The organism is Piscinibacter sp. HJYY11 (assembly GCF_016735515.1).
In the GTDB taxonomy this organism is placed as follows: Bacteria; Pseudomonadota; Gammaproteobacteria; order Burkholderiales; family Burkholderiaceae_C; genus Rhizobacter.
Genome location: NZ_JAERQZ010000001.1, coordinates 2,210,113 through 2,235,848, shown reverse-complemented (window position 1 = coordinate 2,235,848; position 25,736 = coordinate 2,210,113). Strand labels below are relative to the sequence as shown.

The 25,736-nt window shown below is 66.1% G+C and carries 25 protein-coding genes; 14 read left to right on the top strand and 11 right to left on the bottom strand.

Annotated elements, in window-relative coordinates; genetic code table 11:
- Nucleotides 1-4: 4 nt before the first annotated feature.
- Nucleotides 5-1,471: a glutamate synthase subunit beta gene (locus JI745_RS10240; protein ID WP_201805905.1), complete on the top strand. Its 1,467-nt coding sequence runs from the start codon at nt 5-7 to the stop codon at nt 1,469-1,471.
- Nucleotides 1,472-1,554: 83 nt separating this feature from the next.
- Here the strand turns inward: JI745_RS10240 and JI745_RS10235 are convergent, their stop codons facing one another.
- The 7 genes from JI745_RS10235 to JI745_RS10205 form a co-directional block, all read right to left on the bottom strand.
- Entirely contained in the window at nt 1,555-5,418 is a 3,864-nt protein-coding gene (locus tag JI745_RS10235; protein ID WP_201805904.1) for a pilus assembly protein, read from the bottom strand.
- Nucleotides 5,419-5,426: 8 nt separating this feature from the next.
- Nucleotides 5,427-6,089: a hypothetical protein gene (locus JI745_RS10230; protein WP_201805903.1), complete on the bottom strand. Its 663-nt coding sequence runs from the start codon at nt 6,087-6,089 to the stop codon at nt 5,427-5,429.
- On the bottom strand, nt 6,086-7,336 hold the full coding sequence (locus tag JI745_RS10225; protein WP_201805901.1) for a PilW family protein: 1,251 nt from the start codon (nt 7,334-7,336) through the stop codon (nt 6,086-6,088). Before JI745_RS10225 ends, JI745_RS10230 begins: the two co-directional genes overlap by 4 nt.
- On the bottom strand, nt 7,333-7,734 hold the full coding sequence (locus JI745_RS10220; protein WP_201805899.1) for a prepilin-type N-terminal cleavage/methylation domain-containing protein: 402 nt from the start codon (nt 7,732-7,734) through the stop codon (nt 7,333-7,335). Before JI745_RS10220 ends, JI745_RS10225 begins: the two co-directional genes overlap by 4 nt.
- A 5-nt stretch (nt 7,735-7,739) precedes the next feature.
- Nucleotides 7,740-8,390, bottom strand: a complete 651-nt coding sequence (locus JI745_RS10215; protein WP_201805897.1) for a GspH/FimT family pseudopilin — start codon at nt 8,388-8,390, stop codon at nt 7,740-7,742.
- Nucleotides 8,384-8,866: a type IV pilin protein gene (locus JI745_RS10210; RefSeq protein ID WP_201805895.1), complete on the bottom strand. Its 483-nt coding sequence runs from the start codon at nt 8,864-8,866 to the stop codon at nt 8,384-8,386. The genes JI745_RS10215 and JI745_RS10210 overlap by 7 nt, the downstream gene beginning before the upstream one ends.
- Nucleotides 8,867-9,003: 137 nt before the next feature.
- Nucleotides 9,004-9,684: a DUF3108 domain-containing protein gene (locus tag JI745_RS10205; RefSeq protein ID WP_201805893.1), complete on the bottom strand. Its 681-nt coding sequence runs from the start codon at nt 9,682-9,684 to the stop codon at nt 9,004-9,006.
- A 549-nt stretch (nt 9,685-10,233) separates the two neighbouring features.
- Here JI745_RS10205 and JI745_RS10200 point away from each other — a divergent pair.
- The 6 genes from JI745_RS10200 to JI745_RS10175 all read left to right on the top strand — a co-directional run bounded on the left by JI745_RS10200 (nt 10,234) and on the right by JI745_RS10175 (nt 14,279).
- Nucleotides 10,234-11,028: an ABC transporter ATP-binding protein gene (locus JI745_RS10200; protein ID WP_201805891.1), complete on the top strand. Its 795-nt coding sequence runs from the start codon at nt 10,234-10,236 to the stop codon at nt 11,026-11,028.
- Nucleotides 11,025-11,807, top strand: a complete 783-nt coding sequence (gene mlaE, locus JI745_RS10195; protein ID WP_201805889.1) for a lipid asymmetry maintenance ABC transporter permease subunit MlaE — start codon at nt 11,025-11,027, stop codon at nt 11,805-11,807. Before JI745_RS10200 ends, mlaE begins: the two co-directional genes overlap by 4 nt.
- A gap of 39 nt (nt 11,808-11,846) precedes the next feature.
- Entirely contained in the window at nt 11,847-12,362 is a 516-nt protein-coding gene (gene mlaD, locus JI745_RS10190; protein WP_201805887.1) for an outer membrane lipid asymmetry maintenance protein MlaD, read from the top strand.
- Nucleotides 12,359-13,207, top strand: coding sequence for a VacJ family lipoprotein (locus tag JI745_RS10185; RefSeq protein WP_236674955.1), 849 nt, complete (start codon nt 12,359-12,361; stop codon nt 13,205-13,207). The genes mlaD and JI745_RS10185 overlap by 4 nt, the downstream gene beginning before the upstream one ends.
- 160 nt (nt 13,208-13,367) lie before the next feature.
- Entirely contained in the window at nt 13,368-13,973 is a 606-nt protein-coding gene (locus JI745_RS10180; RefSeq protein WP_236674954.1) for a phospholipid-binding protein MlaC, read from the top strand.
- A 6-nt stretch (nt 13,974-13,979) separates the two neighbouring features.
- On the top strand, nt 13,980-14,279 hold the full coding sequence (locus tag JI745_RS10175) for a lipid asymmetry maintenance protein MlaB (RefSeq protein ID WP_201805883.1): 300 nt from the start codon (nt 13,980-13,982) through the stop codon (nt 14,277-14,279).
- An 18-nt stretch (nt 14,280-14,297) separates the two neighbouring features.
- Here JI745_RS10175 and JI745_RS10170 read toward each other — a convergent pair whose 3' ends face one another.
- Together JI745_RS10170 and zwf are read right to left on the bottom strand one after the other, a co-directional pair.
- Nucleotides 14,298-15,167, bottom strand: a complete 870-nt coding sequence (locus JI745_RS10170; protein WP_201812466.1) for a MurR/RpiR family transcriptional regulator — start codon at nt 15,165-15,167, stop codon at nt 14,298-14,300.
- A gap of 34 nt (nt 15,168-15,201) precedes the next feature.
- Entirely contained in the window at nt 15,202-16,647 is a 1,446-nt protein-coding gene (zwf, locus tag JI745_RS10165) for a glucose-6-phosphate dehydrogenase (RefSeq protein ID WP_201805881.1), read from the bottom strand.
- A gap of 159 nt (nt 16,648-16,806) precedes the next feature.
- Between zwf and tal the strand changes: the two genes are divergently transcribed.
- The 3 genes from tal to JI745_RS10150 are packed head-to-tail and all read left to right on the top strand — an operon-like array spanning nt 16,807 to nt 19,966.
- Nucleotides 16,807-17,757, top strand: coding sequence for a transaldolase (gene tal / locus JI745_RS10160; protein ID WP_201805879.1), 951 nt, complete (start codon nt 16,807-16,809; stop codon nt 17,755-17,757).
- The gene (pgi, locus tag JI745_RS10155) at nt 17,754-19,355 is read left to right on the top strand and encodes a glucose-6-phosphate isomerase (protein ID WP_201805877.1); all 1,602 of its coding nucleotides are present in this window, start codon (nt 17,754-17,756) and stop codon (nt 19,353-19,355) included. The genes tal and pgi overlap by 4 nt, the downstream gene beginning before the upstream one ends.
- Entirely contained in the window at nt 19,352-19,966 is a 615-nt protein-coding gene (locus JI745_RS10150; RefSeq protein WP_201805875.1) for an HAD family phosphatase, read from the top strand. Before pgi ends, JI745_RS10150 begins: the two co-directional genes overlap by 4 nt.
- 4 nt (nt 19,967-19,970) lie before the next feature.
- Here JI745_RS10150 and JI745_RS10145 read toward each other — a convergent pair whose 3' ends face one another.
- Both JI745_RS10145 and JI745_RS10140 read right to left on the bottom strand, forming a co-directional pair.
- Nucleotides 19,971-20,528 carry an HNH endonuclease gene (locus tag JI745_RS10145; RefSeq protein WP_201805873.1) on the bottom strand — a complete coding sequence of 186 codons (558 nt, stop codon included), beginning with the start codon at nt 20,526-20,528 and terminating at the stop codon, nt 19,971-19,973.
- Nucleotides 20,529-20,637: 109 nt separating this feature from the next.
- The gene (locus JI745_RS10140) at nt 20,638-21,636 is read right to left on the bottom strand and encodes a 2-dehydropantoate 2-reductase (RefSeq protein WP_201805871.1); all 999 of its coding nucleotides are present in this window, start codon (nt 21,634-21,636) and stop codon (nt 20,638-20,640) included.
- A 179-nt stretch (nt 21,637-21,815) separates the two neighbouring features.
- Between JI745_RS10140 and JI745_RS10135 the strand changes: the two genes are divergently transcribed.
- Genes JI745_RS10135 through JI745_RS10120 form a run of 4 tightly spaced genes read left to right on the top strand, consistent with a single transcriptional unit; the run spans nt 21,816 to nt 25,709 of the window.
- Nucleotides 21,816-22,478 carry a TetR/AcrR family transcriptional regulator gene (locus JI745_RS10135; protein WP_201805869.1) on the top strand — a complete coding sequence of 221 codons (663 nt, stop codon included), beginning with the start codon at nt 21,816-21,818 and terminating at the stop codon, nt 22,476-22,478.
- A 60-nt stretch (nt 22,479-22,538) separates the two neighbouring features.
- Nucleotides 22,539-24,329: an acyl-CoA dehydrogenase C-terminal domain-containing protein gene (locus tag JI745_RS10130; RefSeq protein ID WP_201805867.1), complete on the top strand. Its 1,791-nt coding sequence runs from the start codon at nt 22,539-22,541 to the stop codon at nt 24,327-24,329.
- Nucleotides 24,330-24,377: 48 nt separating this feature from the next.
- On the top strand, nt 24,378-24,824 hold the full coding sequence (locus JI745_RS10125; RefSeq protein ID WP_201805866.1) for a DUF2147 domain-containing protein: 447 nt from the start codon (nt 24,378-24,380) through the stop codon (nt 24,822-24,824).
- Between the two features lie 24 nt (nt 24,825-24,848).
- Nucleotides 24,849-25,709, top strand: a complete 861-nt coding sequence (locus tag JI745_RS10120) for an alpha/beta hydrolase (RefSeq protein ID WP_201805864.1) — start codon at nt 24,849-24,851, stop codon at nt 25,707-25,709.
- Nucleotides 25,710-25,736 lie beyond the last annotated feature (27 nt).

Here is a 25,736-nt window from a genome sequence, read left to right as displayed (position 1 = left end):
GAACATGGGAAAAGTCACCGGCTTCATGGAATATGAGCGTGTGGAAGAGGGCTACGAGCCCGTCCAGAAGCGCCTGAAGAACTACAAGGAATTCGTCATCGGGTTGAAGGAGGACGAGGCGAAGGTCCAGAGCGCACGCTGCATGGATTGCGGCACCCCGTTCTGCAACAACGGCTGCCCGGTCAACAACATCATTCCGGACTTCAACGACCTGGTGTACCGCAGTGACTGGGCCAATGCCTGGGCGGTGCTCGACTCCACCAACAACTTTCCCGAGTTCACCGGCCGCATCTGCCCGGCACCGTGCGAGGCTGCTTGCACGCTGAACGTGAACGACGATGCGGTGGGCATCAAGAGCATCGAGCACGCGATCATCGACCGCGCCTGGGCCGAGGGCTGGGTGCAGCCGCGCTTGCCCAAGGCCAAGACCGGCAAGAAGGTCGCGATCGTGGGCTCAGGCCCAGCAGGCCTCGCGGCTGCACAGCAGCTGGCACGCGCCGGCCATGACGTGACCGTGTTCGAAAAGAACGACCGCCTGGGTGGGCTGCTGCGCTACGGCATCCCCGACTTCAAGATGGAGAAGTCGCACATCGACCGCCGCGTGGCGCAGATGGAAAAGGAAGGCGTGGTTTTCAAGACCGGCGTGCTGGTGGGCAAGCTGCCTGAAGGCAGCAAGGTCACCAACTGGGCCAAGGAAACGATCTCGGCCGACGAGCTGCAGCAGCAGTTCGATGCGGTGCTGCTGGCCGGTGGCGCCGAGCAGTCGCGCGACCTGCCGGTACCGGGCCGCGACCTCGACGGGGTGCACTTCGCGATGGAATTTCTGCCCCAGCAAAACAAGGTCAATGCCGGCGACAAGCTGAAAGACCAACTGCGCGCCGACGGCAAGCACGTCGTCGTGATCGGCGGCGGCGACACCGGCAGCGACTGCGTGGGCACGAGCAACCGCCATGGTGCCAAGAGCGTGACCCAGTTCGAGCTGATGCCCATGCCGCCCGAGCAGGAAGACAAGCCGCTCGTGTGGCCCTACTGGCCGATCAAGCTGCGCACCAGCTCGAGCCACGAAGAAGGCTGCGAGCGTGAATTCGCCATCGCCACGAAGGAGTTCATCGGCGAGAAGGGCAAGGTCAAAGCGTTGAAGGCCGTGCGTGTGGAGTGGCAGGGCGGCAAGATGACCGAGGTGCCCGGCTCAGAGCAGATCATCCCGGCCGACCTGGTGCTGCTGGCGATGGGCTTCGTGAACCCGGTGGCCAGCATGCTGGAGTCGTTCGGCGTGGACAAGGACGCGCGTGGCAATGCCAAGGCGACCACCGATTTCACCGGTGGCTATGCGACCAACGTGTCGAAGGTGTTTGCCGCAGGCGACGTGCGCCGCGGCCAGTCGCTGGTCGTGTGGGCGATCCGCGAAGGGCGCCAGGCAGCGCGGGCGGTGGATGAGTTCCTGATGGGCGTGAGCGACCTGCCCCGCTGATCGCATCTCTCGACCATGAAAAAGCGGGCCAGTCGGCCCGCTTCTTTTGTTGCCCGCTGGCGCGGGCTTCCGTCCTTTCCTGATCAGTTGTTCAGGGACTGGATCTCGCGCCAGTTGAGGCGCTTCGATGGCTGTGACGGGGCCGGTGCGCTGCGGGCCTGGCTCAACCCGCCCCGGTCGTCACCGAAGATGATCTCGCGTCTGCCGTTTACGCTCAGGTCCTTGATGTCCGTCACGTTGCTGGCCACCTGGACATAAGGCAATCTGTCCGCGGTTGCCGTCGACAGCAGGAGCGACTGGGCGTTGAACATGTCGACACCGATGATCCGGCTGGTGCCCGTCGGGCTGCAGGGATCGTTGACCAGCGCCACCGCAACGAAGGTCACCGTGCCATAGAAACTGGTGGGCCGGCTCACCACACGATACGGCGCACCGGTCTCCAGGTTCGTGAGCGAACCCAGCCTGTTGAGGTTGATGTACCAACCGCGACGGGTGTCGTAGTCGATGTTGAGCGTATTGAGCGTGTTGTTTGTCTCCACGAGATCGGACTTGCCCAATGGCGTCGACGTGATCGGCCTGAACCCGCCAAAGTTTCTCGAGCCGTCTGAGATGGCATAGAACGTCTGGTACTGGGTGGAGCCGATGTCGCTCGTGTCAAGCAGCTTGCCCGTGCCAACCATGACGAAACGCATCTCGGTACGCGGCTCGATCTCGACGATGATGCGCGCCGTGATCGGCTGCCGCGCTCCAGCGGTATCGGTGAGCACGGCAAACAGCTGCGGTGTCGGGTAGGTGCCCGTCGTTCCTGTCACGTCAAGGCGCCAGATGTTGCCGTCGAGGTCGCCGGCGTAGAGCGCGTCGGTCAGGTTGTTGCGATAGGTCTCCACGAAGCCGTTCACCGATGCCAGACCATTGCTGGTACCGGGCATTGCCACTTTCTCGAGCAGTTCGCCGGTGCGCGGGTTGACGAAGAACAGGTAGCCGTTGGTGCTGCCATTGTTGTAGCCGGAGGTCAGCACCACGACCCAGCCATATTTGAGCGTCTTGATGATCAGTGGCGCTCCGTAGCTGTAGCCCATGTCGGGGTCGGTGAACTCCCAGAGAACCCTGCTGACCAGGTTGGACTCGCTCTGGGCGAGGAAGGTCGGGTCGGTCACGTCGAGGGCGTAGTAGCTCTTGCCGCCCTTGCCCAGGCCGCCGACGAGGATGGTGCGCCAGTCGGGTGCGGTCGCCACCGGATTGCGGGTGTTGAAGAAGTCGACGTCGAAGGTGACCGGCGTCGAATTCACGAAGTACTTGTGGATGTAGGGCGACCGGCCCAGCGCTGCCAGCCCATCGACGGCCGGCGTGTTGTTGGGGCCTGTGATGAGCGCACTTGGGATGTACGCAAACATCTCGCGGCCGGCGTCGGGGTCTGTCTCCAAGGTGTTGGGAGTTGCCGGCTGGACGCGCTGAAGGGCGCCGTTGATGGCGTGCAGCATGCCGTCGTTCGCGCCGACATACACCGCGGTGCGACGATTCCTGTAGGCTGTCTTGAACGCCTCGTAGCCGGGGTTGGAGCCCTCCTCGAACGGGTAGTCGGGGCGTCCGACCGGCACCGCCTTGGATCCTTCGATGTCTCCCACCAGCGTGGTGCGGGTGCGATAGGCCCGCGTGCTGCCGGTGGTCGTCGAGGCGATCTCGTTGGAGCGGTCGCCCCTCAGGTAATTGAGGTAGTTGGTGCTGTCGTTGGCAGGGTCGTAGGGCGTGTCCAGCGCCAGGAGCTGCGCGTTGGTGAGGCGCGAGCCACCGGAGGCACGGAAGGCCACGGCCGTGCGCGAGACGGGGTCCCAGCTGGCGATGCGACGGTTGGTATTCCAGCCGGTGCCACTGTTGGCGCTGGTTTGCGCGGCGAGTTCGGTGGAAAAGTTCCAAGCCGGGGGCTGGATCAGCACGGGATCACCGGTGACTGCGTCGAAGTTCAGGATGTTGGCCTGCACCTCGCCAGTCCAGCTCTGGGAGTCGTACTGGGTGCTGAAGCTTCCGTTGCCGGTCTGCGCGACCTGCGGCAAGGTGGTGGAGAACGACGTCGTGTAGGCACGGATCCGCGAAGCAATGTCGGCGAACGCGCGGGTCAGGCCGGAGATCATCTGGTCGGGGGCACCGGCGGTGAAGTAGTTGTCCGGGCGAGGCGCGCCATTCGGCAACACATCGGTTGTCGTGCGCCACCAGGCTTGGGGCAGAGCCGCGTTGTTCGTATAGAGGTTGAAGCCGTCAGGTACTTCAAACCCACCATACTTGGCTGCAAGCAGGAACTGGTTGTTCGCTGCCATGGTCTGGTATTCCATCACGTCGAGCCAGTAGGTCGAGATCGTCTGGCGACCCAAGGTGTTCGGTTGTGCGTTGTCGTCGGGACGGATGTCGCGTGTGTGCACGTCATAGGCGATGCCTGCCATCAGCGCGCTGTTGTTCGTACAGCAGCCGTTGTACGGGTTCACCGTGCCCAGCGAGCCACCGCCGATGCCCTCGAGCAGGCCGATGCGGTTGGTGGCCGTGACGGCATTCGTGCTCTCGCCGCTGCCAAAGCTGGGCTTGGCCGGCTCGTTGGCGGTAAGCGAGGTCGCACCCGGAACGTTCTTGTCGGCGTGGGTGTTGGTGTCGCCAATGCCGAGGATGAAGTTGCGCTGGCAGGAGTACTGGATGGGGTCATCCCAGGTGGTGATCACCGGGAAGTTGTCGACCCAGGTGGTTCGGGTCGCGACGCTGGCGGTACCTGTGCTGGTCCAGGACGGGATGTTGCCGAGGTTCTTGAAATAGCGCACGGCGGCGTAGTAAAGCTCGCCGACCGGGTCGTATGTCTTGTACGAGCCCGCTGCGCGCCCGAATTTGTTGAGGTAGTTGATGACGCCGCTGTTGGCGACGGGCACACCGAAGACCGTGGCCGTGTTGGCCGCGTCGGCACTGTCCGGATTGAGGATGAAGACCCCGGTGGCCGGGTCCCACTCACGCAGCGAGTTGGTAGTGGCTGGAGAGCCAATGACCGGCTGGGTGGGGCCGACGAACTTCTGGCGCGCGCGCAACACGCCGCCGTCGCGCTGGACGTTGCTGTCGTTCAGGTAGCCGAAGGCGCTGTAGCGGATGCGATCTGAGTAGCGCTGGATCAGCCCCTCAGGCTTGTGGTTGGCCCCGTAGGCCCTGCAATTCGATTCGAGGCCGACGGCACTGTCGCAAACTTTGACGCGTGCGAAGACTTCATAGACCGTGTTGGCTACACCGGTGGGGTTGGTCGCGGGGTTGTAGTGGACCGGCACCGTGCCGTTGGTCAGGTTGCTCGAGCTGCTGCTGAAGCGCAGGCGGTTGCCCATGCTTTCGACGCGCATGTTGACCGCGCTCAGCGATGTCAGAGGCGTGGCGCCCGAGATCGTGGTGGCGTTCGAGATGGAGCGATTGGGGAAGTTGCCAGTGCCCCCTTGGCCCGATGCCCAGGCTTTCTCAAGGACGGTCAAGGTGGGGGTGTCGATCACCCGGTACCCGCCCGTCAAGGCCCAACGGAACGGGTCGATGGTCTGCATCGTCGCCCAGTTGAGAAAGTTGCCGCTCCATTGCCCAGTGCAGGTGCGTGTGGCGCTTGCAGCGGCCACCGGATAGAAATAGCTGTCTGGCGCCGTGAGGTTGGGCGTGGTGGTGCTGTCGGTAGCACTCGACCGGTAGCTGTAGCACTTGGTGGCATCGAAGTAGCCAAGGTACGTGCGGGAGTTGTCGTAGTTGCCGATGTGGGCCACGCTGACCGCGGTCGGGAATTCCACCGACAGGGCCAGCGCCAAGTTGCCTGGTACCGGGTTGTTGGTAAACAAAGGCTGATCGGCGAGCGCGACTTGCGCCTGGGCGGCAACACTCGATACCACGAGCGCCGCGGCCCCGAGGGTGCGTGCCGATTGGCGCAGCATGGAAAGCTTGGTCTTGGACATGAAAAGCCTCACCGAAGCGTGAAGGTGGTTTGGTAGAAGGCCAGCGTGCCCTTGGGGCCGGTGGCGCGGATCGACAAGCGATAGACGGGAACGAAGGCGAATGCGCCGGGGAGGCCACCACCTTCGGTCTCAGCGCGGATGGGCATGTCGGAGCTGCCGCCATCAGGGCCAGCCCCACCGCCCGGCACGCAATCCGCGGCACCCAGCAACGACACAAGGCCCGGCGAGGCACATTGCCGGTCGATCACGAAACGCAGCCGGATCTGATCGTCCGTCAGCACGATGTCGTTGTTGGAATGGGTGAAGCCCGAGGCGTTGAAGGTTGCATCGTTGACGAGCAGCAGATTGGGGATGCCCTGCTCGTTGTACGTGAGGATCTGCGGGCTGTAGTTCATGCTCAGGTACGGGGCCGCGGCAATGTTGGGGTCAGTCAGGTTGGTGGGCTGCCGCGCCAACGTGATGACGCGCGCAATCGCGGCCTCATTGCGGTGCACCAGGTCCTTCTTGAACGCGAGGCTGCCGGTGTTCAGGAGCGACGTGTTGAACGACTTCACCAGGGCCACGGCCCCGATCATCATGATCAGCAGTGCGATCAAGGCGAACAGCAGCACGACGCCCCGTTCGCGGCCGACGAACCGGCCGGTGTGCTTGCGCGAGAGGCGGATGTTCATGGCAGTGGGGCGAATTGCATGTTGCGCAAAGGGATGATGGCTTCGTAGGTGCGGTAGCGGAAGTTCCGCTCGTCCGCCGTCAGCGTCCGGGTGCGTTGCAGCGAGATGCCACCGCTGGTGGTCAGGCCTGGGAAGAGGACGATCTGCTCGGGGCCGACGGGGGTGCCGTCGTCGCGAAGCTTCTCTTGCAGCGGCGAACGCGTGATGAGGCCAATCCGGATGGCCGTGATCTGCTTGAGCCTGCGCAGGGCGTCGGTGCTTCCGTCTGTGAGCTCGGCGTAGCGGTAGGGCGAGGTGGCGGGATCCTGCCAGTCTTCAAGGGAATGATTCAGGTCGGTGTCGATCCCGTACAGCGCACGGAGTTCGACCACGTTGTCTGCGACGGGCTGCGGGTCGTTTTGTGCCGCAGTCGTTCCGGTTTTCAGCAGGTCGTAGCTGAAGAGAACGGAGTTGTCGCCCACGGCGAACATCTGAAACAGCGGTGGGTTGGGTCGCGGAGCCGGAGCGGGGCCGGCGGTGGGCACGACATAGCCCAATTGCGCCGCGTACACGGTGCTCATGCCAGGAGCGGCGAAATCGGCGAAGTTGATCGTCGTGCCTGCGCCTGAGGTGTGGTTGTCGCCGAGCTCGAGAATGCTGCCGTTGATCCGCGTCACCTGCTGGATCATGCAGTCCCGGTTGGCGCCTCGGTCACCACCCAGCAGCACCATGTCGCCAACCCTGTATTCGCCGGTGAAGGCAATGGAGAAGTTCATGGGCATCGCCGCGTTGAAAGCCGAGGCACGCACCGGCATCTCGCTCTTTCCACCAGCGCCAGACATGACGGTGATGATGTCGCCGCGAACCTCGGCTCCTGTATCGGCCGCGCCTGGTTCGATCAACACGGGGGCCAGGCGGCGGAGTTGGGCAGCGCTGCCAAAAGGAGATGGAAACGCGGCCGGTGCGGGCAACATGACGCCGCCTTCGCGCGTGTTCCAAGCGTTGAGCCGGCAACCGAAGAGTTGGCTGAGCCGCTGCGTATAGCCCGTGCCGGCCTGGCGGATCGCTCGCTCCAGCATGTACCCGGTGTAGGCGCCGGACTGCACCGTGTCGTTGAGCGAAGTCGAGGTGCGCTTGTCGTTCTCGGAACGAAGCAGCACGTTGGTGATGACGAGCGTGACCACAAGGCCGATGGCCATGGCCACCATCAGCTCGACGAGCGAGAACCCTCGAGTCGGACGGAAATCAGACTTGGAGATGCGGCTCATACGCCCCCCACTTCCGTGACATATCGGCGTGGCTGGGAGCCGACGGGCGCATCGGGCGGACTCCAGGTGATGGTGATCCTCAGGATGCCAAAGGCATCGGGCTCCGAGATTTCACCGTCACCGTAAGCGAAGCCGACCGCGGGGTCCCGGACGCGGAGCCGCCACGCGTTGTATGCCGTCGAGCTGATTCGCCCCGTCCCTTCGTTCTGGATGGCCCAGACTGCCTCGTCTGCCAGCCGTGCAGCTCGGGTCACGTCTTCGGCGCCGACGGTGTACTGCATGGCCCGGGCCTGCAGGCCCAGAATGCCCATCAGTCCGATCGAGCAAATGAGGATCGCGACCAGCACCTCGATGAGCGTGAAGCCGGCTTGGCCGCGGAGAGGTCTTTTGGTTCTCATGATGTTCAGCACCCGTCAGGAGCGGTTGCGGGACGGCCGGGGTCGCACATGCGGACTCGCCCGCCGAGCTCCACTCTGACTTGGAGCGGACGGTCAACGCCGCCGCCGACATAGCCGATGTTGAATGTGGTGGCAGACGCGTTGCAGTTGGCGTTGACGACACCGTTGGCAGCCGGGGTCGATGTGATCAGGCGGCCGTTCGCGTTGAAGCAGATCGCGGTGACGTTGCCGCCACCATTCGTGCCGAGGACCAGAACCCGGTTGGTGCCGACGTCGGACATCGACCCAGCATGGACGACCGGCTCCGGCAACACCGGGGTATCGATCGCGGTCGGGACATATTGCACCGCCCAGTTTCGGCCGCCGTAAGCTGCAGGCGCGCCGACCATTGGAGTGGCGTAGGTCTGAAAGAACACCACCGTGCGACTGCGGCGCACGGCTTCCTGTTGCGCAGTGCGCAGTCCGTTCTGGAGGGATTCGGCAACGCCGCGAATCTGGTTGTTGCGAATCCAGTTGTTGAACGTGGGGAGACCCAGCGCGAAAAGGATGCCGAAGATGGCTAGCGTCACGATAAGTTCGATGAGCGTCACGCCGCGCACGCGCGGTGCAACCGCACGCAACGGCCCCGCAGGTGCCTGCATCGTGGTGGTCAGCACGTCTGTCCCCGCTTCAGGAGCCAGCAGGAGGCGGGATAGGTGCCCCAGTTGGCGACCCCAACGTTCGCTGTACCGGCGTTGCCCTGCTGGTCCAGCGTGAAGTCGAAGTTAAGCACTGGGCCGGCGCCACGAGCGATCAACGTGTAGCTCGTGGCATTGGATCCCGGGGCGCATGTCACCGTGAAGTGGCCGACGACGCGCCCCGGAGCTGCGCAAGGCGGATTGAAAGCGCCGACCGCGGCATAGCTACGGTTGTCTTGGAAATATCGCTCCATGTCGGCACGCATGGTTGCCAGTGCGTTCGTGCCATCGACGAGATGCCCGCGCAAGACATAGTCGCGATAGCTGGGAATCGCAATGGCCGACAGGATGGCTACGATTGCCAGGACGACCATCACTTCGACGAGAGTGAAGCCCCGCGCACGTAGCGTCGGCTTCAGAGAGCGGTAGCGATCGTGGGAGAGGCTGTTCGACATCTTGGGGCCCTTCGGGTGAGAGACGGGAAACTGAGTTAGCGCGAGCATAGTCAAGCGGCTTTGGCCCGGCGCACCAGGCTCGACGGGTGGCAGCTTGTGGCTGACGGACGGCACCGCCCTTGGGGCGTTGTGGCGCCTCAGCGCCAGGCCGGGAAGGCGGTGGGTTCGGACTCCAGCTCGAACCTTGTCGCCGCAAGGCCTTCCTGTTCGATGAGGATCCGGACCACCGCGTGCCGGAAGGCGGGGGCGAACCACACGCTGACCTGAGGACCGTCATGGAAGTTGTTCAAGTACTTCGTGACGTACTTCTCGGTTTGCAGTTCGCCGTGAGGGGTGGAGAGCAGTTCTTCACCCTGTCGTTCGAAGTTGAGGTGCAGCCTTCGCGCGCCCAGCTGCACGACGATCGCATATGGCCCAGAGGCGCCCCCTGTGGCGCCCGGCGACGCCTGCCGCTGGTGCAAGTCGCTGCTCATGCGAAGCAGTGCGCTCAGCGGGTCCAGCCGAGGAATGGGGGTACCTGCAGTTGTCTGGTCCGGGTGGGACTCATCCGCAAACGTCACCGTGTGGGCACTGCCTCCGGCGCCTGCGAACTGCAGTGCTTCATCGTAGGTCTCCGGCCTCATCGAATGGTCTTCAATGAGCCCCCGGGTCTTCAGCCGCCAGGCAAACAGCGTGCTGAAGCGGTGCGAGCCAGTGACGTCGAGCGACGCCAGGTACTCGTGAGGCGCGACCTTCAGCCTGAATTGCGCGCTGCCTCCCACGGCGTGGCCACCGAAGTAGCCGCTGATGGCGTAGAGCAGGCCGCCTTCATCTTTCATGTCGTCAACCGAGCGGGGCTCCGCGGCTGCAACCGCATCCGGTGTGGTGCTCGACTCTTGTGCCGCTGGCTGCCGATTCAGAGGCTGATGGGGCGTTGGAGGCTCCGGCGTCGATGACTCAGCCGGCGCCTTCGGCATGGCCGTGAGCGCCGGCGCGTCAGGCGGTTGGATCGTTGACGGCTTTGTGACCTGTCGTGTGACCAGAGGCGTGGTCGGTGGCGTTCCACCCTTGAACTCGATCTGCGGCAGGCCCGCCCTCAACACCCAAGGCACCGACACATGCCCGAGCGACACCCCCACAACCAGCAGCGCCCAGGCAACGATGCGGCCTCCTCGGGGGCGTTTGCGGAAGGGCTCGCGCTGAGTGGGCATCCTGGTGGAAAGGGTCGGCGTCGGGACGGGGCGGGCAAGGGCATGCGCGCCTGCGCTACATTCTCCCCGCCATGCCGTGCGATCCGGTGCCGGGCGTCCTGCAGGGCGGCCCGCCTGTCACCCGGGTGCGCGGCCCACCACCCTCTGAGCGACACAGGAGCAGCTAGGCCCAACACGATGATCGAACTGCGCAACGTCACCTGCGGCTACGGCGACCGGGTCATCCTGGAAGGCGTCAACCTCACCGTGCCCCGGGGCAAGGTTCTCGCGCTGATGGGCACCTCGGGCGGTGGCAAGACCACCGTGCTGCGCTTGATCGGGCGCCAGTTGCTGCCCATGAGCGGGCAGGTGCTGTTCGACGGCGTCGACATGGCCACGCTCGATGCGAAGGGGCTTTATGCCATGCGCCGGCGCATGGGCATGTTGTTCCAGTTCGGGGCGCTCTTCACCGACCTCACCGTCTTCGAAAACGTGGCCTTCCCGCTGCGAGAGCACACCTCGCTCTCCGAAGCCATGATCCGCGACCTCGTGCTGATGAAGCTCAATGCGGTGGGCCTGCGCGGTGCGCGCGACCTGCTGCCCTCGCAGGTGTCGGGCGGCATGGCGCGGCGCGTGGCGCTGGCGCGTGCGATCGCGCTCGACCCCGAACTCATCATGTACGACGAACCCTTCGCCGGGCTCGACCCGGTCTCGATGGGCGTGGCGGCCACGCTCATCAAGAACCTCAACCACGCGTTGGGCGTGACGAGCATCGTGGTGTCGCACGACGTGGACGAAACCTTCCTCATCGCCGACCACGTGGTCTTCATCGCCAACGGCCGGATCGCCGCGCAAGGCACCCCCGCCGAAATGCGCGCCAGCGACGACCCGCTCGTGCGCCAGTTCGTCGGCGGGCATGCCGACGGGCCGGTGCGCTTCCACTACCCGGCCGCGCCGGTGGCCGAAGATTTCGGACTGGGGAGGCGCCCATGAACTGGCTTCATCCCGCTCACCTCGGGCTGCTGGTACGTTCCAAGCTCGCCGACGTGGGCGTCGGTGCGCGGCTCTTCGTGCAGATGGTGGCGCTCCTCGGCGAGACCTTCGCCCGCTTCCGCCTGGTGGTGGACCAGCTGTTTTTCCTGGGCAACCGCTCGCTCTCGATCATCACCGTGTCGGGGCTTTTCGTCGGCTTCGTGCTGGCGCTGCAGGGCTACTACACGCTGCAGCGCTACGGCTCTGCGGAGGCGGTGGGCCTGCTCGTGGCCCTGTCGCTCGTGCGCGAGCTCGGGCCGGTCGTCACGGCGTTGCTTTTTGCAGGCCGCGCCGGTACCTCGCTCACGGCGGAGATCGGCCTCATGAAGGCGGGCGAGCAGCTGGCCGCGATGGAGATGATGGCCGTCGACCCCGTCAAGCGCGTGCTGGCGCCGCGCTTCTGGGGCGGGGTGCTCGCGATGCCGCTGCTGGCGGCGGTGTTCAGCGCCGTGGGCATCATCGGCGGCTGGCTCGTCGCGGTGCCGCTGATCGGCATCGACGAAGGCGCCTTCTGGTCGCAGATGCAGGGCGGCGTGCAGGTCTGGGCCGACGTGGGCAATGGCGTGGTCAAGAGCATCGTCTTTGGCTTCACCGTAACCTTCATTGCCTTGCTGCAAGGCTATTCGTGCCGGCCCACGCCCGAGGGCGTGTCGGCGGCCACCACGCGCACCGTCGTGATGGCCTCGCTCGCGGTACTGGCACTCGACTTCGTGCTGACCGCGATGATGTTTTCGATCTGATTGAATCTGGCTGAAAGAGACGCAAAGGGAGCGACGGCGATGCAGAAATCTCGTCACGATGTGTGGGTCGGGTTGTTCGTGCTGATCGGCGCGGCGGCGGTGCTGTTTCTCGCGCTCAAGGCAGGCAACCTCCTGAGCCTCAACTTCGACGAGACCTACGCGGTGACGGCGAAGTTCGACAACATCGGCGGCCTCAAGCCGCGCGCGGCGGTCAAGAGCGCCGGCGTGGTGGTGGGCCGTGTCGAGTCGATCGGCTTCGACGACAAGAGCTACCAGGCGAGCGTGGTGCTGCACATGCAGAAGAAGTTCGTCTTCCCGAAGGACAGCTCGGCCAAGATCCTCACCGCCGGCCTGCTCGGCGAGCAGTACCTGGGCCTGGAGCCCGGTGCGTCGGAGAAGAACCTGGCCTCGGGTGACGTCATCACGCAGACGCAGTCGGCCGTGGTGCTCGAGAACCTCATCAGCCAGTTCCTCTACAACAGGGCTGCCGATGCCGGCACGAGCGCGGCGCCTGCCGCGCCGGCGCCGGCACCCGCCGGGGGTGCGAAGAAATGATGCGCCGGCTGGCGCTGCTGCTCGCGGCCTGCTGGATGGTGCTGCTCACGGGCTGCGCGACGACGACCGCCAGCACGCCGGCGGCCCCGGTGTCGCGTTCCGAGAAGATCGATCCCTGGGAGCGCTGGAACCGCCGGGTCTTCAGGCTCAACGACAAGGTCGACGAAGCGGTGCTCAAGCCCGTGGCCACGACCTACACCAAGGTCGTGCCCGAGCCCATGCGACGCGGCGTGAACAACTTCTTCGGCAACGTGTCCGACGTGTGGTCGGCCGTCAACAACATGCTGCAGGGCAAGTTCAGCAATGGCCTGCAGGACATGGTCCGCGTCGGCACCAACACCTTGTTCGGCCTGGGCGGCTTCCTCGACGTGGCCAGTGAGTTCGGTGCCGACCGCCAGGGCGAAGACCTGGGCCAGACGCTCGGCAAATGGGGCATGGCGCCGGGGCCGTATGTCGTGTGGCCCATCATCGGCCCGTCGACCCTGCGCGACTCCATCGCCCTCCCGCTGGACGTGCAGGTCTCGCCGGCCCTCGGCATGAGCAGCAACGGCGCCAAGCTCGCCACCGCCGGGCTTCAAGCCGTCAACCAGCGTGCCAACCTGCTCGGTGCCACGGGCATGCTCAACGACATCGCGCTCGACCGATACGTGTTCGTGCGCGATGCCTATCTGCAGCGCCGCCGCAACCTGGTCTACGACGGCGATCCGCCTGAAGAGAAGGAGCCGGACGACGACGGTGACACCGCGCCCAAGGCCCCCGCGGCGGGTGCCAGTGCTCCGGCGTCGGTTGGTCCTGCCGCTTCCGCACCTGCGCCCGCAGCGGCTGCGTCGGACGCGGGCCGTTGAGGCGAACCGGCCGCATGTTGCTGTTGTGTAATGCTGCCAACCGCCGCGGCACCTGCCGCGTTGATCACTGAACTCGGGCACTAGACGGGCCTCCAACGGCCGTGGGCTCAAGGCCCGAGTCTTGAAAGGATTACCAATGCTGTTTCTTCGTCGACGTTTCATGACCTGGTGTTCGGCGCTCGCCGTCGTGGTGGGTGCCTCGGGCACGGCGTTTGCCCAGCAGGCGCCCGATGAGCTCGTCAAGCGGGTCTCCAACGAAGTGCTCGAAGCCGCGCGCGCTGACAAGTCCATCCAGGCCGGTGACGTCAACAAGGTGATGGCCCTGGTCGAGACAAAGGTCATGCCGCATGTGAACTTCCAGCGCATGACCTCCTCGGCCGTGGGTCGCTATTGGCGCCAGGCCACGCCCGAGCAGCAGAAGCGCCTGCAGGACGAATTCAAGGTGCTGCTGGTGCGCACCTATTCCGGCGCCCTGGCCCAGGTGCGCGACCAGACCGTGCAGCTGAAGCCGCTGCGCGCCGCCGCCGGCGATGCCGAAGTGCTGGTACGCACCGAGATCCGCGGCAAGGGCGACCCGATCCAGCTCGACTACCGCCTCGAGAAGGCGGCCGACACCTGGAAGATCTACGACGTCAACGTGATGGGCATCTGGCTGGTCGAGAACTACCGCAACACCTTCGCGCAGGAAATCAGCGCCGGTGGCATCGACGGCCTCATCGCCAAGCTGGCCGAGCGCAACAAGGCCGCGGCCGGCACCAAGAGCTGAAGCACGATGCTCGTCCTGCCCGCCACGATCACCCTGCAGGAGGCCCGCAATGCCCAGCGCATGCTGTCGCAGGCCCTGCAGCAAGAGGCCAAGGCCCAGGCCGAGCAGCCCGTGGTGATGGTGGATGCCTCGGGGCTGAGGCAGTTCGATTCCTCGGCCCTGGCGGTGTTGCTCGAGTGCCAGCGACTCGCCTCGGCCTGGGGCAAGGGCTTCGCGGTGCGCCATGCGCCGCAGAAGCTCGCGGAGCTGGCGCGCCTCTATGGCGTCGACGTGCTCCTGATGCCGCCCGAAGACAAGGCGGCCTGAGCCGCCACGAGGCCGGCCTCAGGTCGGCGTGGCGTAGCGCTTGCTACGCAGATTGCGCTTGATGTCCTGCAGCATCGGGCGAAGCTCCTTGCCGAGCTTGAGCGCCACGCCGGTGGTGAGGATGTCCACCACCAGCAGGTGCAGGAGCCGCGACACCATCGGGCTGTAGCGGTCGAAGTCTTCCGGGTGGTCGACCGGCAGCAGCACCTGCTGCGTGCCCGACTGCCCCATGGCCGCGAGCGGCGAGCCGCTGGTGGTGATGAAGATGGTGGTTGCACCCTTCTTGCGCGCGATGTCGGCCACGTCGATCAGGTCGCGGGTGCGGCCCGAGTTGGAGATGATCACCGCGCAGTCGCCCGGCTGCAGCATGGTGGCGCTCATCACCTGCACGTGGCTGTCGCTGATGGCCGCGGCGTTCACGCCCAGGCGGAAGAACTTGTGCTGCGCGTCCTGGGCCACGATGCCCGAGTTGCCCACACCGTAGAACTCGATGCGCCGGCCGCCCTTGCCGGCGGCGACGAGGGCCGCCACCGCGCGGTCGAACGCGAGCCCGGCCGCGTCGTTGCGGTACTTGAGCAAGGCGCTCACCGCGTTGTCGATCACCTTGACGATGACGTCGTCGACCTTGTCGTCTTCATCCACCGCCCGGTGCACGAAGGGCACGCCTTCGTTGACGCTGCCGGCCAGCTTGCGCTTGAAGTCGGCCAGCCCGTCGTAGCCCACGCTGCGGCAGAAGCGCACCACCGTCGGCTTGCTCACGTGCGCCCGCTTGGCCAGCTCGCTGACGGGCAGGGTGGCAAAGCTGCGCGAATCGTTCAGCAGCAGCTTGGCCACGCGCTGCTCGGCCGGGGGCAGGGCGGGCAGGGAAGCGCGGATGCGGTCGAGCATGCTCATCTGAGGGTGGCGGGGCGTCGGCCGGCCATCATTGTTCTTCGGACCAGGCGAAGCCATCGCGCGCCACGAGCGCACTTGCGGCGGCCGGGCCCCAGGTGCCCGCGGCATAGGGGCGCGGCCCGGTGGCGTCTTTCGTCCAGGCCTGCAGGATGGGCTCGACCCAGCGCCAGGCCTGCTCCTGCTCGTCACTGCGCACGAACAGGTTGAGCCGGCCGGCGATCGCGTCGAGCAGCAGGCGCTCGTAGGCGCCCACGCGGTTCTCGGCAAAGGCCTTGTCGAAGTCGAGGTCGAGCGACACCGGCGCCAGCATCTCCTGCTGCCCCGTGCCCTTGGCGGCGAGCAGGTGCAGCTCCAGGCCGTCTTCCGGCTGCAGCTTGATCACGAGCTTGTTGGGCTGGCTCACGCCGGGGAAGATGTTGTGCGGCGTCGGGCGGAAGTTGACGACGATCTGCGCATCGCGCGCCGCCAGCCGCTTGCCCGTGCGCAGGTAGAAGGGCACGCCCGCCCAGCGCCAGTTCTGGATTTCGGTGCGCAGCGCCACGAAGGTCTCGCAGGTGCTGCCGGCCGGCACCTTCTGCTCCTGCTGGTAACCCGGCACCGAGTGGCCGCCCGCGGTGCCGGCCCGGTATTGCCCGCGCACCACGTCGCGCGCGACCGACTCTTCGGTGAAGGGCTTCAGCGACTTCAGCACCTTGAGCTTCTCGTCGCGGATCGCATCGGCATCGCTGCTCGACGGCGGCTCCATCGCCACCATGGTGAGCAGCTGCAGCGCATGGTTCTGGATCATGTCGCGCAGGGCGCCGGTGCGGTTGTAGAAGTCGCCGCGGGTGCCGACGCCGATCCCTTCGGCCAGCGTGATCTGGATGTTGGCGATGCTCTCGCGGCGCCACAGCGGCTCGAAGAGCACGTTGCCGAAGCGCAGGGCCATCAGGTTCTGCACCGAGGGCTTGCCGAGGTAGTGGTCGATGCGGAAGGCCTGCGTCTCGCTGAACACCGAGCGCACGACGCGGTTGATCTCCTGGGCGCTGGCGAGGTCGTGGCCGAGCGGCTTTTCGAGCACCACGCGGATGTGCGGCGCGTTCAGGCCGGCGGCGCCGAGCTGCTCGCAGATTTGCGGAAAAAGATGCGGGCTGGTGGCCAGGTAGAGCACCGCCGTGTCGGCGTTGCGGGCCTGCAGCCAGGTCTTCAGCTTGCCGTAGTCGGCCGGTTGCGACAGGTCCATGCGCAGGTAGTGCACCAGCTCGGCGAAGCGGGCGAACTCCTCGTCGCTCGGGCGCTTGGCGCCTTCCACGTCCTGGAAACGCTCCTTGAGCCAGGCGCGGTACTTCTCGTCGCTCTGCTCGTCACGGGCGACGGCGAGGATGCGCCCGCCGGCAGGCAATTTGCCGTGACGGAAGGCTTGGAACAGGGCCGGCATCAGCTTGCGCCATGTGAGGTCGCCGGTGCCACCAAAGAAAACGAGATCGAAGGACATCTGCAGGGGCCTCAAGTACTCAGGGATGCGCTAGGATGTAACTTTGTTTCATCCCGGATGATGCCGCTGTTTCGTCGCAACGTCAAACCTTCAGGGCCTTCACGAACCACGCCGCAAGCTCGGGTTCTAATGAAACATCGCGCAGCACGGGCTCAGACCATGAACCAACTCGACCAGCTCAAGCAATACACCACCGTCGTCGCCGACACCGGCAATTTCAAGCAGCTCGGGGCCTTTGCGCCGCGTGATGCGACCACCAATCCCTCGCTCATCCTCAAGGCCGTGCAGCAGCCCGACTACGCGCCGCTGCTGGCCGAGACCGTCGCCGCGCACAAGGTCCGGCCGATGGACGAAGTGGTCGACGAGGTGCTGGTGCGCTTCGGGCTCGAGATCCTGAAAGTGGTGCCGGGCCGGGTGTCGACCGAGGTCGATGCGCGCCTCAGTTTCGACACCGCCTGCACCGTGCAGCGTGCGCGCCGCATCATGGCCATGTACGAGGCCGCGGGCATCGGCCGCGAGCGCGTGCTGATCAAGATCGCCGCCACCTGGGAAGGCATCCAGGCCGCGCGCATCCTCGAGCACGAGGGCATCCACTGCAACCTCACGCTGCTTTTCTCGTTCTGCCAGGCCGTGGCCTGCGGTGACGCCGGCGTGCGCCTCATCTCCCCCTTCGTCGGCCGCATCTACGACTGGTACAAGAAGTCGGCCGGCAGCAGCTGGGACGAAGCGGCCAACGCGGGCGTGAACGACCCGGGCGTCAAGTCGGTGACCCAGATCTACACCTACTACAAGAAGTTCGACATCGACACCGAGGTGATGGGTGCGAGCTTCCGCAACGTGGGCCAGATCGTGGCGCTGGCGGGGTGCGACCTGCTCACCATCAGCCCCGAGCTGCTCGCGCAGTTGCAGTCGAGCGACGCACCCATCGTGCGCCGCCTCGACCCCGAGAGCGCCCGCCAGGCGGCCATCCACGCCGTGACCTACAACGAGACCAGCTTCCGCTACGCCCTCAACGAAGACGCGATGGCCACCGAGAAGCTCGCCGAAGGCATCCGCGCGTTTGCCGCCGATGCGATCAAGCTCGACAAGATGATCGAAGGACTGAAGTGACGACCTCCGCTCCCCGCTGCGACAAGACCGAAGCCTGGGCCGCACTGGCAGGGCACTACGAAGCCCACGGCCGCGACTTCGACCTGCGCGAAGCCTTCGCCCGCGACCCGGGCCGTTTCGACACCTTCAAGGTCGAAGCGCCCGAAGTCTTTGCCGACCTGTCGAAGAACCTGATCGACGTGGCGACCCAGCGCTTCCTGCTCGACCTGGCGACGGAATGCCAGCTCGAGGCGCGGCGCGACGCCATGCTGCGCGGCGACGTGGCCAACCTCACCGAAGGCCGCGCCGTCCTGCACACCGCGCTGCGTGCGCCGCGAGGCCGCTCGCCGTTCAACGCCGAGGTGCACGAGGTGCTGGACCGCATGCTCGCGTATGTCGAGACCGTGCGCGACACCGCCAGGAGCGGCATCCAGCACATCGTCAACATCGGCATCGGCGGCAGCGACCTCGGGCCCCAGATGGTGGTGCCGGCGCTCGATGCCTTCTGCCACCGCGGGCTCAGCTTCCACTTCGTGTCCAACGTCGACGGCCATGACATCACGCCGGTGCTGCGCCAGCTGAAGCCGGCCGAGACGCTCTTCATCATCGCGAGCAAGACCTTCACGACGCAGGAGACGATGGCCAACGCGCAGGCCGCCAAGGCCTGGTTCCTCGAGAACGGCGGCACCGACACGCAGAAGCATTTCGTCGCCACCACCACGAACGTGAAAGCCGCGGCCGAGTTCGGCGTCAGCACCACTTTCGGCTTCTGGGACTGGGTGGGCGGCCGCTACTCGATGTGGTCGGCGATCGGCCTGCCGATCGCGCTCGCCATCGGGGCCGACCACTTCCGTGCCCTGCTGGCCGGGGCGCATGCGATGGACCGCCATTTCGCCGAGACACCGCTCGCGCAGAACCTGCCGGCGCTGCTGGGCCTCGTCGACGTCTGGTACCGCAACTTCCACGGCTTCACGAGTCGCAGCGTCGCGCCCTATCACCAGGGCCTGCGCCGCCTGCCGGCCTACCTGCAGCAGCTCGAGATGGAAAGCAACGGCAAGTGCGTCGACCTCGCCGGTGCGCGCCTGCCCTACGGCACGAGCCCGGTGGTCTGGGGCGAGCCGGGCACCAACGGGCAGCATGCGTATTTCCAGATGCTGCACCAGGGCACCGACGTCGTGCCGGTCGAGTTCATCCTCGTCAAACGCCCGACGCACGGCCTCGCCGACCTGCACACCAAGCTGCTGGCCAACGGCCTCGCGCAGAGCCAGGCGCTGATGCTCGGCAAGAGCACCGAGCAGGCCCTGGGCGAAAAAGCGCCCACCGCCTCGCGCGAACTCGACGCCGAGACCATCGCGCGCCACCGCACTTTCCCTGGCAACCGGCCCAGCACCACGCTGATGCTGGACGAGCTGACGCCGCGCAGCCTGGGCGCCTTGATCGCGATGTACGAGCACCGGGTGTTCACCGCCGGCGTGCTGTGGGGCATCAACAGCTTCGATCAGTGGGGCGTGGAGCTGGGCAAGGCCTTGTGCAACGACCTGCTGCCGCGTCTCGCTTCGGGTGACACGGCGGGCCTCGATGCGTCGACGGCCGGCCTGCTGGCGAGGTTGCGCGCATGAAGAAGCATGTGGTATTCGACTTCGGCGGCGTCGTCTTCCAGTGGCGCCCGTCGGAGCTGCTCAAGCGCACGCTGCCGCACCGCGCCGTCGACGAAGCGGCGGCCCAGCAGTTGGTGCTCGACTTCTTCCAGAACTACCAGGGTGACTGGGGCCGCTTCGACCGCGGCACGATCGAGATCCCCGAGCTGGCGCCGCTGATCGCCGAGCGCCTGGGCTTCGAGCTGGGCGAGGTGCAGGCCGTCATCGATGCGGTGCCCGGCGAGCTGGAAGCGCAGAAGGAGACGGTCGACCTGCTGCACCGCCTGCACGACAACGGCCACCGGCTCTACTTCCTCTCCAACATGCCCGAGCCCTATGCGGTGCACCTCGAGAGCACGCACGAGTTCTTCTCGCGCTTCACCGACGGGGTGTTCTCGTCACGCGTGAAGCTGATCAAGCCCGAGCCCGAGATCTTCGAGCTCGCGACAAAACGCTTCGGCATCGAGCCCGCGCAGACGGTGTTCATCGACGACGTGGCGAAGAACGTGGAGATCGCCCGCGCCCACGGCTGGCACGCGATCCAGTTCATCACTGCGAAGCAGGTCGAAGCCGACCTGGAGGCGCTGGCCTAGTGGCCTAGCTGCGCAGGCGCGAGTGCCGCGGCACGCTCGCCAGCAGGAACTCCATCTGGTCCGCGAGGATGCGCCTCCCGCGCAGGATCATGTCTTCGTGCAGGCTGGGCACGTAAGGCAGGTACATCAGCGCCATGTTGGCCTCTTCGGGCAGGCGGTTGCCCTTGTGGCCGTTGCAGGCGCGGCAGGCGGTGATGCAGTTCATCCACGTGTCGTGGCCGCCGCGCGAGGTGGGCACGATGTGTTCGCGCGTCAGGTCGTCGGTGTGGAAACGCCCGCCGCAGTAGGCGCAGACCTGGCGATCGCGGGCGAAGAGCTTGGGGTTGGAGAGCGCCGGTGTCTGCCGCCACGCGCGGCTGGGGATGGCCCCGCGCACCGCGATGATCGGGTGCACCTCGATGCGCGATTGCAGGCCGGTGCGCCGTTGCATGCCGCCACGCAGCACATAGAAGGCGTCGCCGAGGGTCCATGCGATGCCGTCGCTGGCATAGATGACCGCCGCTTCCTTGGCCGAGATCCACGATTGCGGGCGGCCGGATACATCGAGTTGCAGCACTTCCACGGATCAATCTCCTTGCCGGAGAGTAATCCATCCAACGCCTTTTGCTCAATAGCGGTGCGGACTGCGGCGCGGTGCCATTGCCACACACGGTCGCAATGTCATCAATCGATCACGCTGCCGGCGGATAAAGACCGCGTGAACGTGCCATCAGCCGCACCAGCCCGAGCACGGTGTCGATGTGCGGCGTCGCAATGCCGAGTTTCTGGCCGATCTCGTGCACCGCGGTGACGATGGCGTCGATCTCCAGCGGCCGGTTGGCTTCGCTGTCCTGCAGCATCGAGGTCTTGAACGCGCCGAGCTGGCGCGTGACGGTGAGGCGCTCTTCTCCCGACTGCGCGATCGGGCAGCCGATCTGCGCGCCGACCTCGGCGGCTTCGGCCATCGCCCGCAGCATGAAGCTGCGCACCAGCGGGTCGTCGAGGATCCGGTCTGCCGTCGCACCGGTGAGGGCAGAGACCGGGTTGGTGGTCATGTTGCCCCAGAGCTTGAACCAGATCTCGCGGCGGATGTCGGTGCTGGCCTCGACCTTGAAACCGGCAGCGCCGAAGGCACCGGCCAGGCGATCCAACCGGTCGCTCGTGCCGCCAGCCGGCTCGCCGAAGATGAGCCGGTCGCCGAACCCATGCTGCACCACGCCCGGCTCGGGCTGCGAACAGGTGAGGTGCACCACGCAGCCGAGCACCTGTTCCACGGGCAGGGCGGCGCCGAGCGTGCCGTGCGGGTCGACGCTCCTGAGCTGCCGCTCTGCGCTCGACAGGCGTTGCTGCAGCGCTGGTGTCTGCAGGAACCACCACGGCACGCCGTTCATGGCCGGCACGACCAGCGTGTGCGGGGCGATCAGGGGTGCGAAGGACGCGGCGGCGTCGGGCAAGGACTGGCCCTTGAGCGCGATGACGAGCACGTCCTGCGGCCCGAGCGCTCCAGCATTGTCGCTCGCGCGAACGGCGGCCCGTTGTTCCTGCCCCCCCATGCGCAGCACCAGCCCGTGGTCGCGCACCGCCTGCAGCGTGCGCCCGCGCGCCACGGCGCTCACCTCGTGCCCGGCGAGCGCCAGCTTCGCCGCGATGAGGCCGCCGACGGCCCCGAGTCCTGCCACTGTGATCTTCATCGGCCCATCGTAGCGACCAGAAACCGAGGGTTAACCCTTGGGGGGCGGAGCGGCCCGTGGTCTCTTAGGCGACAAGCCCTAGAAAAAGGTGACAAAGAGCGCATGAGGGGCTCGCTTTCCACGGGGGAGGTCGGTAAGAATAGAACGATCGTTCGTTTCATTTCTGTTGCACGACGACCATGAGCGCCAATCCCCGGACCCTGCGCGAAACCCCCCGCCAACTGCAGAAGGGCCAGCAGACACGCGCCGCCATTCTGGAGGCCGCGCTGGGCCTAGCGTCCCACATGGGCCTGGAAGGCCTGTCGATCGGGGCGCTGGCCGACGTGATGCAGATGAGCAAGTCGGGCGTGTTCGCCCATTTCGGCTCCCGCGAGGAGCTGCAGATCTCCGTCATCCGCGAGTACCACGCCAAGTTCGAAGAGGAAGTGTTCTTCCCCGCGCTGCGCGAAGCGCGCGGCATGCCCCGCCTTGCGGCCCTCTTCGAGCGCTGGATCAAGCGCGTGTCGGTCGAGCTGGATTCCGGCTGCATCTACATCAGCGGTGCCGTCGAGTTCGACGACCGCCCGGGCCCTGTGCGCGATGCGCTGGTCGAGATGGTGCGCACCTGGCACCTCGCGCTGGAACGCGCGATCCGCATGGCCATCGAAGAAGGCCACCTGCGCGAAGACACCGATGCCCAGCAGATGCTGTTCGAGATCCACGGCCACATCCTGGCCGTGCACCACGACGCCCGTTTCCTGCGGATGCCGGGCGCGCTCGACCGGGCGCGCATCGGCTTCGAGCGGGTGGTGAGCTATTACGCCACCGCGCCGCGTCAACCCGCACGCACGTCACGCCGATAACCCGATCAGCCTGTTTTCTTTCCACCTCTCTTTCGATTCCAACATTCAAGGAGCTTCACCATGGCCCAGTACAACCCTCCTCTGCGTGACATGCAGTTCCTCATGCACGAAGTGTTCAACGTGCCGGGCGAGCTGCAGGCGCTGCCGGCGCACAAGGACATCGACGCCGACACCATCAACGCAGTGCTGGAAGAGGGCGGCAAGTTCGCGTCTCAGGTCATCTTCCCGCTCAACCAGAGCGGCGACGAAGAGGGCTGCACGCTGAACAAGCAAACGCACGAGGTCACCCCGCCCAAGGGCTTCAAGGAGGCCTACCAGCAGTACGTGGAGGGCGGCTGGCCCGCGCTGAGCTGCGACCCGGCCTATGGCGGCCAGGGCCTGCCGCACGTGGTGAACCAGTGCTTCTACGAAATGCTCAACTCGGCCAACCAGGCGTGGACGATGTACCCCGGCCTGTCGCACGGCGCGTATGAAGCGCTGCACGCCCACGGCACCGACGAGCAGAAGAAGACCTACCTGCCCAAGCTGACCAGCGGCGAGTGGACCGGCACCATGTGCCTGACCGAGCCGCACTGCGGCACCGACCTCGGCCTGCTGCGCACCAAGGCCGAGCCGCAAGCCGACGGCACCTACAGAATCACCGGCCAGAAGATCTTCATCTCGGCCGGCGAGCACAACATGGCGCCGAACATCGTTCACCTGGTGCTGGCCCGCCTGCCCGATGCACCGGCCGGCTCGAAGGGCATCTCGCTCTTCGTCGTGCCGAAGTTCCTGGTGAATGCCGATGGCAGCCTCGGCGCCCGCAACGGCATCTTCTGCGCCGGCCTGGAAGAAAAGATGGGCATCCACGGCAACGCCACCGCCCAGCTGGTGCTGGAAAACGCCGTCGGCACGCTGGTCGGCCAGCCCAACAAGGGCCTCGCCGCCATGTTCGTGATGATGAACGCCGCCCGCCTGGGCGTCGGCAACCAGGGCCTGGGCCTGACCGAAGTGGCCTACCAGAACGCCGTCGCCTACGCGAAGGACCGCATCCAGATGCGCGCCCTCTCGGGCCCCAAGGCCGCTGACAAGCCGGCCGACCCCATCATCGTGCACCCCGACGTGCGCAAGATGCTGCTCACCGCCCGCGCCTATGCCGAAGGCGGCCGTGCGCTCGGCATGTGGACGGCGCTGCAGCTCGACAAGGAACTGGCCACCGACGACGACGATGTGCGCAAGGAATGCGCCGACCACGTGGCGCTGATCACGCCCATCGTCAAGGCCTTCCTGACCGACAACGCCTGGATCTCCACCTCGCACTGCATGCAGGTCTACGGCGGCCACGGCTTCATAAAGGAATGGGGCATGGAGCAGTACGTGCGCGATGCCCGCATCAACATGATCTACGAGGGCACCAACACCATCCAGTCGCTGGACCTGCTGGGCCGCAAGGTGCTGGGCGACAACGGCGCCAAGCTGAAGAAGTTCGGCAAGATCGTGCAGGCATTCGTTGAAGAGGAAGGCACCAACGAAGCCATGCAGGAGTTCGTGAACCCGCTGGCCGACCTGGGCGAGAAGCTGGTCAAGCTCACCACCGAGATCGGCATGAAGGCCTTCGGCAACCAGGACGAAGTGGGCGCCGCTGCCGTCGACTATCTGCGTGTGGCCGGCCACCTGGTGATGGGCTACTTCTGGGCCCGCATGGCCAAGGTCGCGCTCGAGAAGCAGGGCTCCGGCGACCCGTTCTACACCGCCAAGCTCGCCACCGCGCGCTTCTACTTCGCCAAGCTCTTCCCCGAGACCGCGAGCCTCATCCGCACCGCACGCGCGGGCTTGAAGCCGCTGATGGAGATGGACGAGGCTTTGTTCTAAGCTGGCCCGCATCCACCCCCACCCACAAGAAGCCAGGAGAGACAAACGATGAAGAAGCTGCTGGCGGCTGCGGCCGCGCTGATGGTCTCGGGCGTGGCGTTCGCACAGAACGCGACTCCCGTGGGCCTGTGGAAGAGCATCGACGAGAAGAGCAAGGTCGAGAAATCGCTGGTGCGCATCACCGAGACCGGTGGTGTCATCAGCGGCAAGATCGAGAAGCTGCTCGACCCGGCGGTCAAGCCCGACGCGGTGTGCGACGAATGCAGCGGCGAGCTCAAGGGCAAGCCCGTCGTCGGCCTCACCATCATCAGCGGCGCCAAGAAGAACCCCGACGAGTCCGCCCAGTGGGATGGCGGCACCGTGCTCGACCCGGCCAACGGCAAGACCTACAAGCTGCGCCTGCGGCCTTCGGCCGACAACAAGAAGCTCGAAGTGCGGGGCTACGTCGGCACGCCGATGATCGGCCGCTCGCAGACCTGGGTGCGCGTGGAATAACGCGACGGCACCGGAGGCCCCACCATGGGTGAGTACGCAGGCGCCGCCTGGCGCGGCATGACGAAGGGCAACCCCGGCGCGCGCTGGTGGTGGCATCGCCAGCTGAAGAAGCCGTTCTTCGGCCGCTTCATGAAGCCCTGGCGTTGGCCGCAAGGGGTGCCCGCCGAGGGTTGGCAGCGCGTGACGATCCCAAGCGGCAGCCATGCCGATCTCGCGGCGGTCGTCGCCGAGACCCCGATGGCGACGGCGCGTGGCGTGGTCGTCTGCGCCCACCCGATGGGCTTGGCGAGCAAGGGCTTCTGGCTGCGCAACGGCCATGCGCAGAAGCTGCTCGACGAGGGCTTCCACGTCGTGCTGTTCGACTTCAACGGCTTTGGCGAAAGCCCGTCGACCAACTTCGACTGGCCCGCCGACATCGTGGCCGCGGGCCTTTGGGCGCGCCGCCGCTTCCCCGGCCTGCCGGTGCATGCGATGGGCGCGTCTTTCGGGGCAATGCACGCGCTCAATGCGATGCCGCGTGCCGACTTCCCGTTCGATCGGATCGTCGCCGAGTCCTGCGCCGCCACCTTGCCCCTGTTCTGGAAGTCCTATCCCTTCGCCCACACCGTGCTGCAGGTCGGCCGCTTCTTCGCCCCGACGATGGAGCGTGGCCTGCGCGCCGAATGGAACATCCAGCACCTGAAGCCGTCTTCGCGGCTGCTGCTCATCCACAGCCGTGGCGACACCTGGACGCCGGTGTTCCACGGAGATCGTCTGCAAGCCGCGGCACCCCGCGGGGCGCAGTTCACCCGCCTGACCCTCGAACGCGCCGAGCACACCCACGGCCTGCGCGACGAGGCCGACACCTACTGGCCTGCGGTGCGCGAGTTCCTCGCCACCGACTGAGCCACGCCAAGACAAGAACAACCTTTC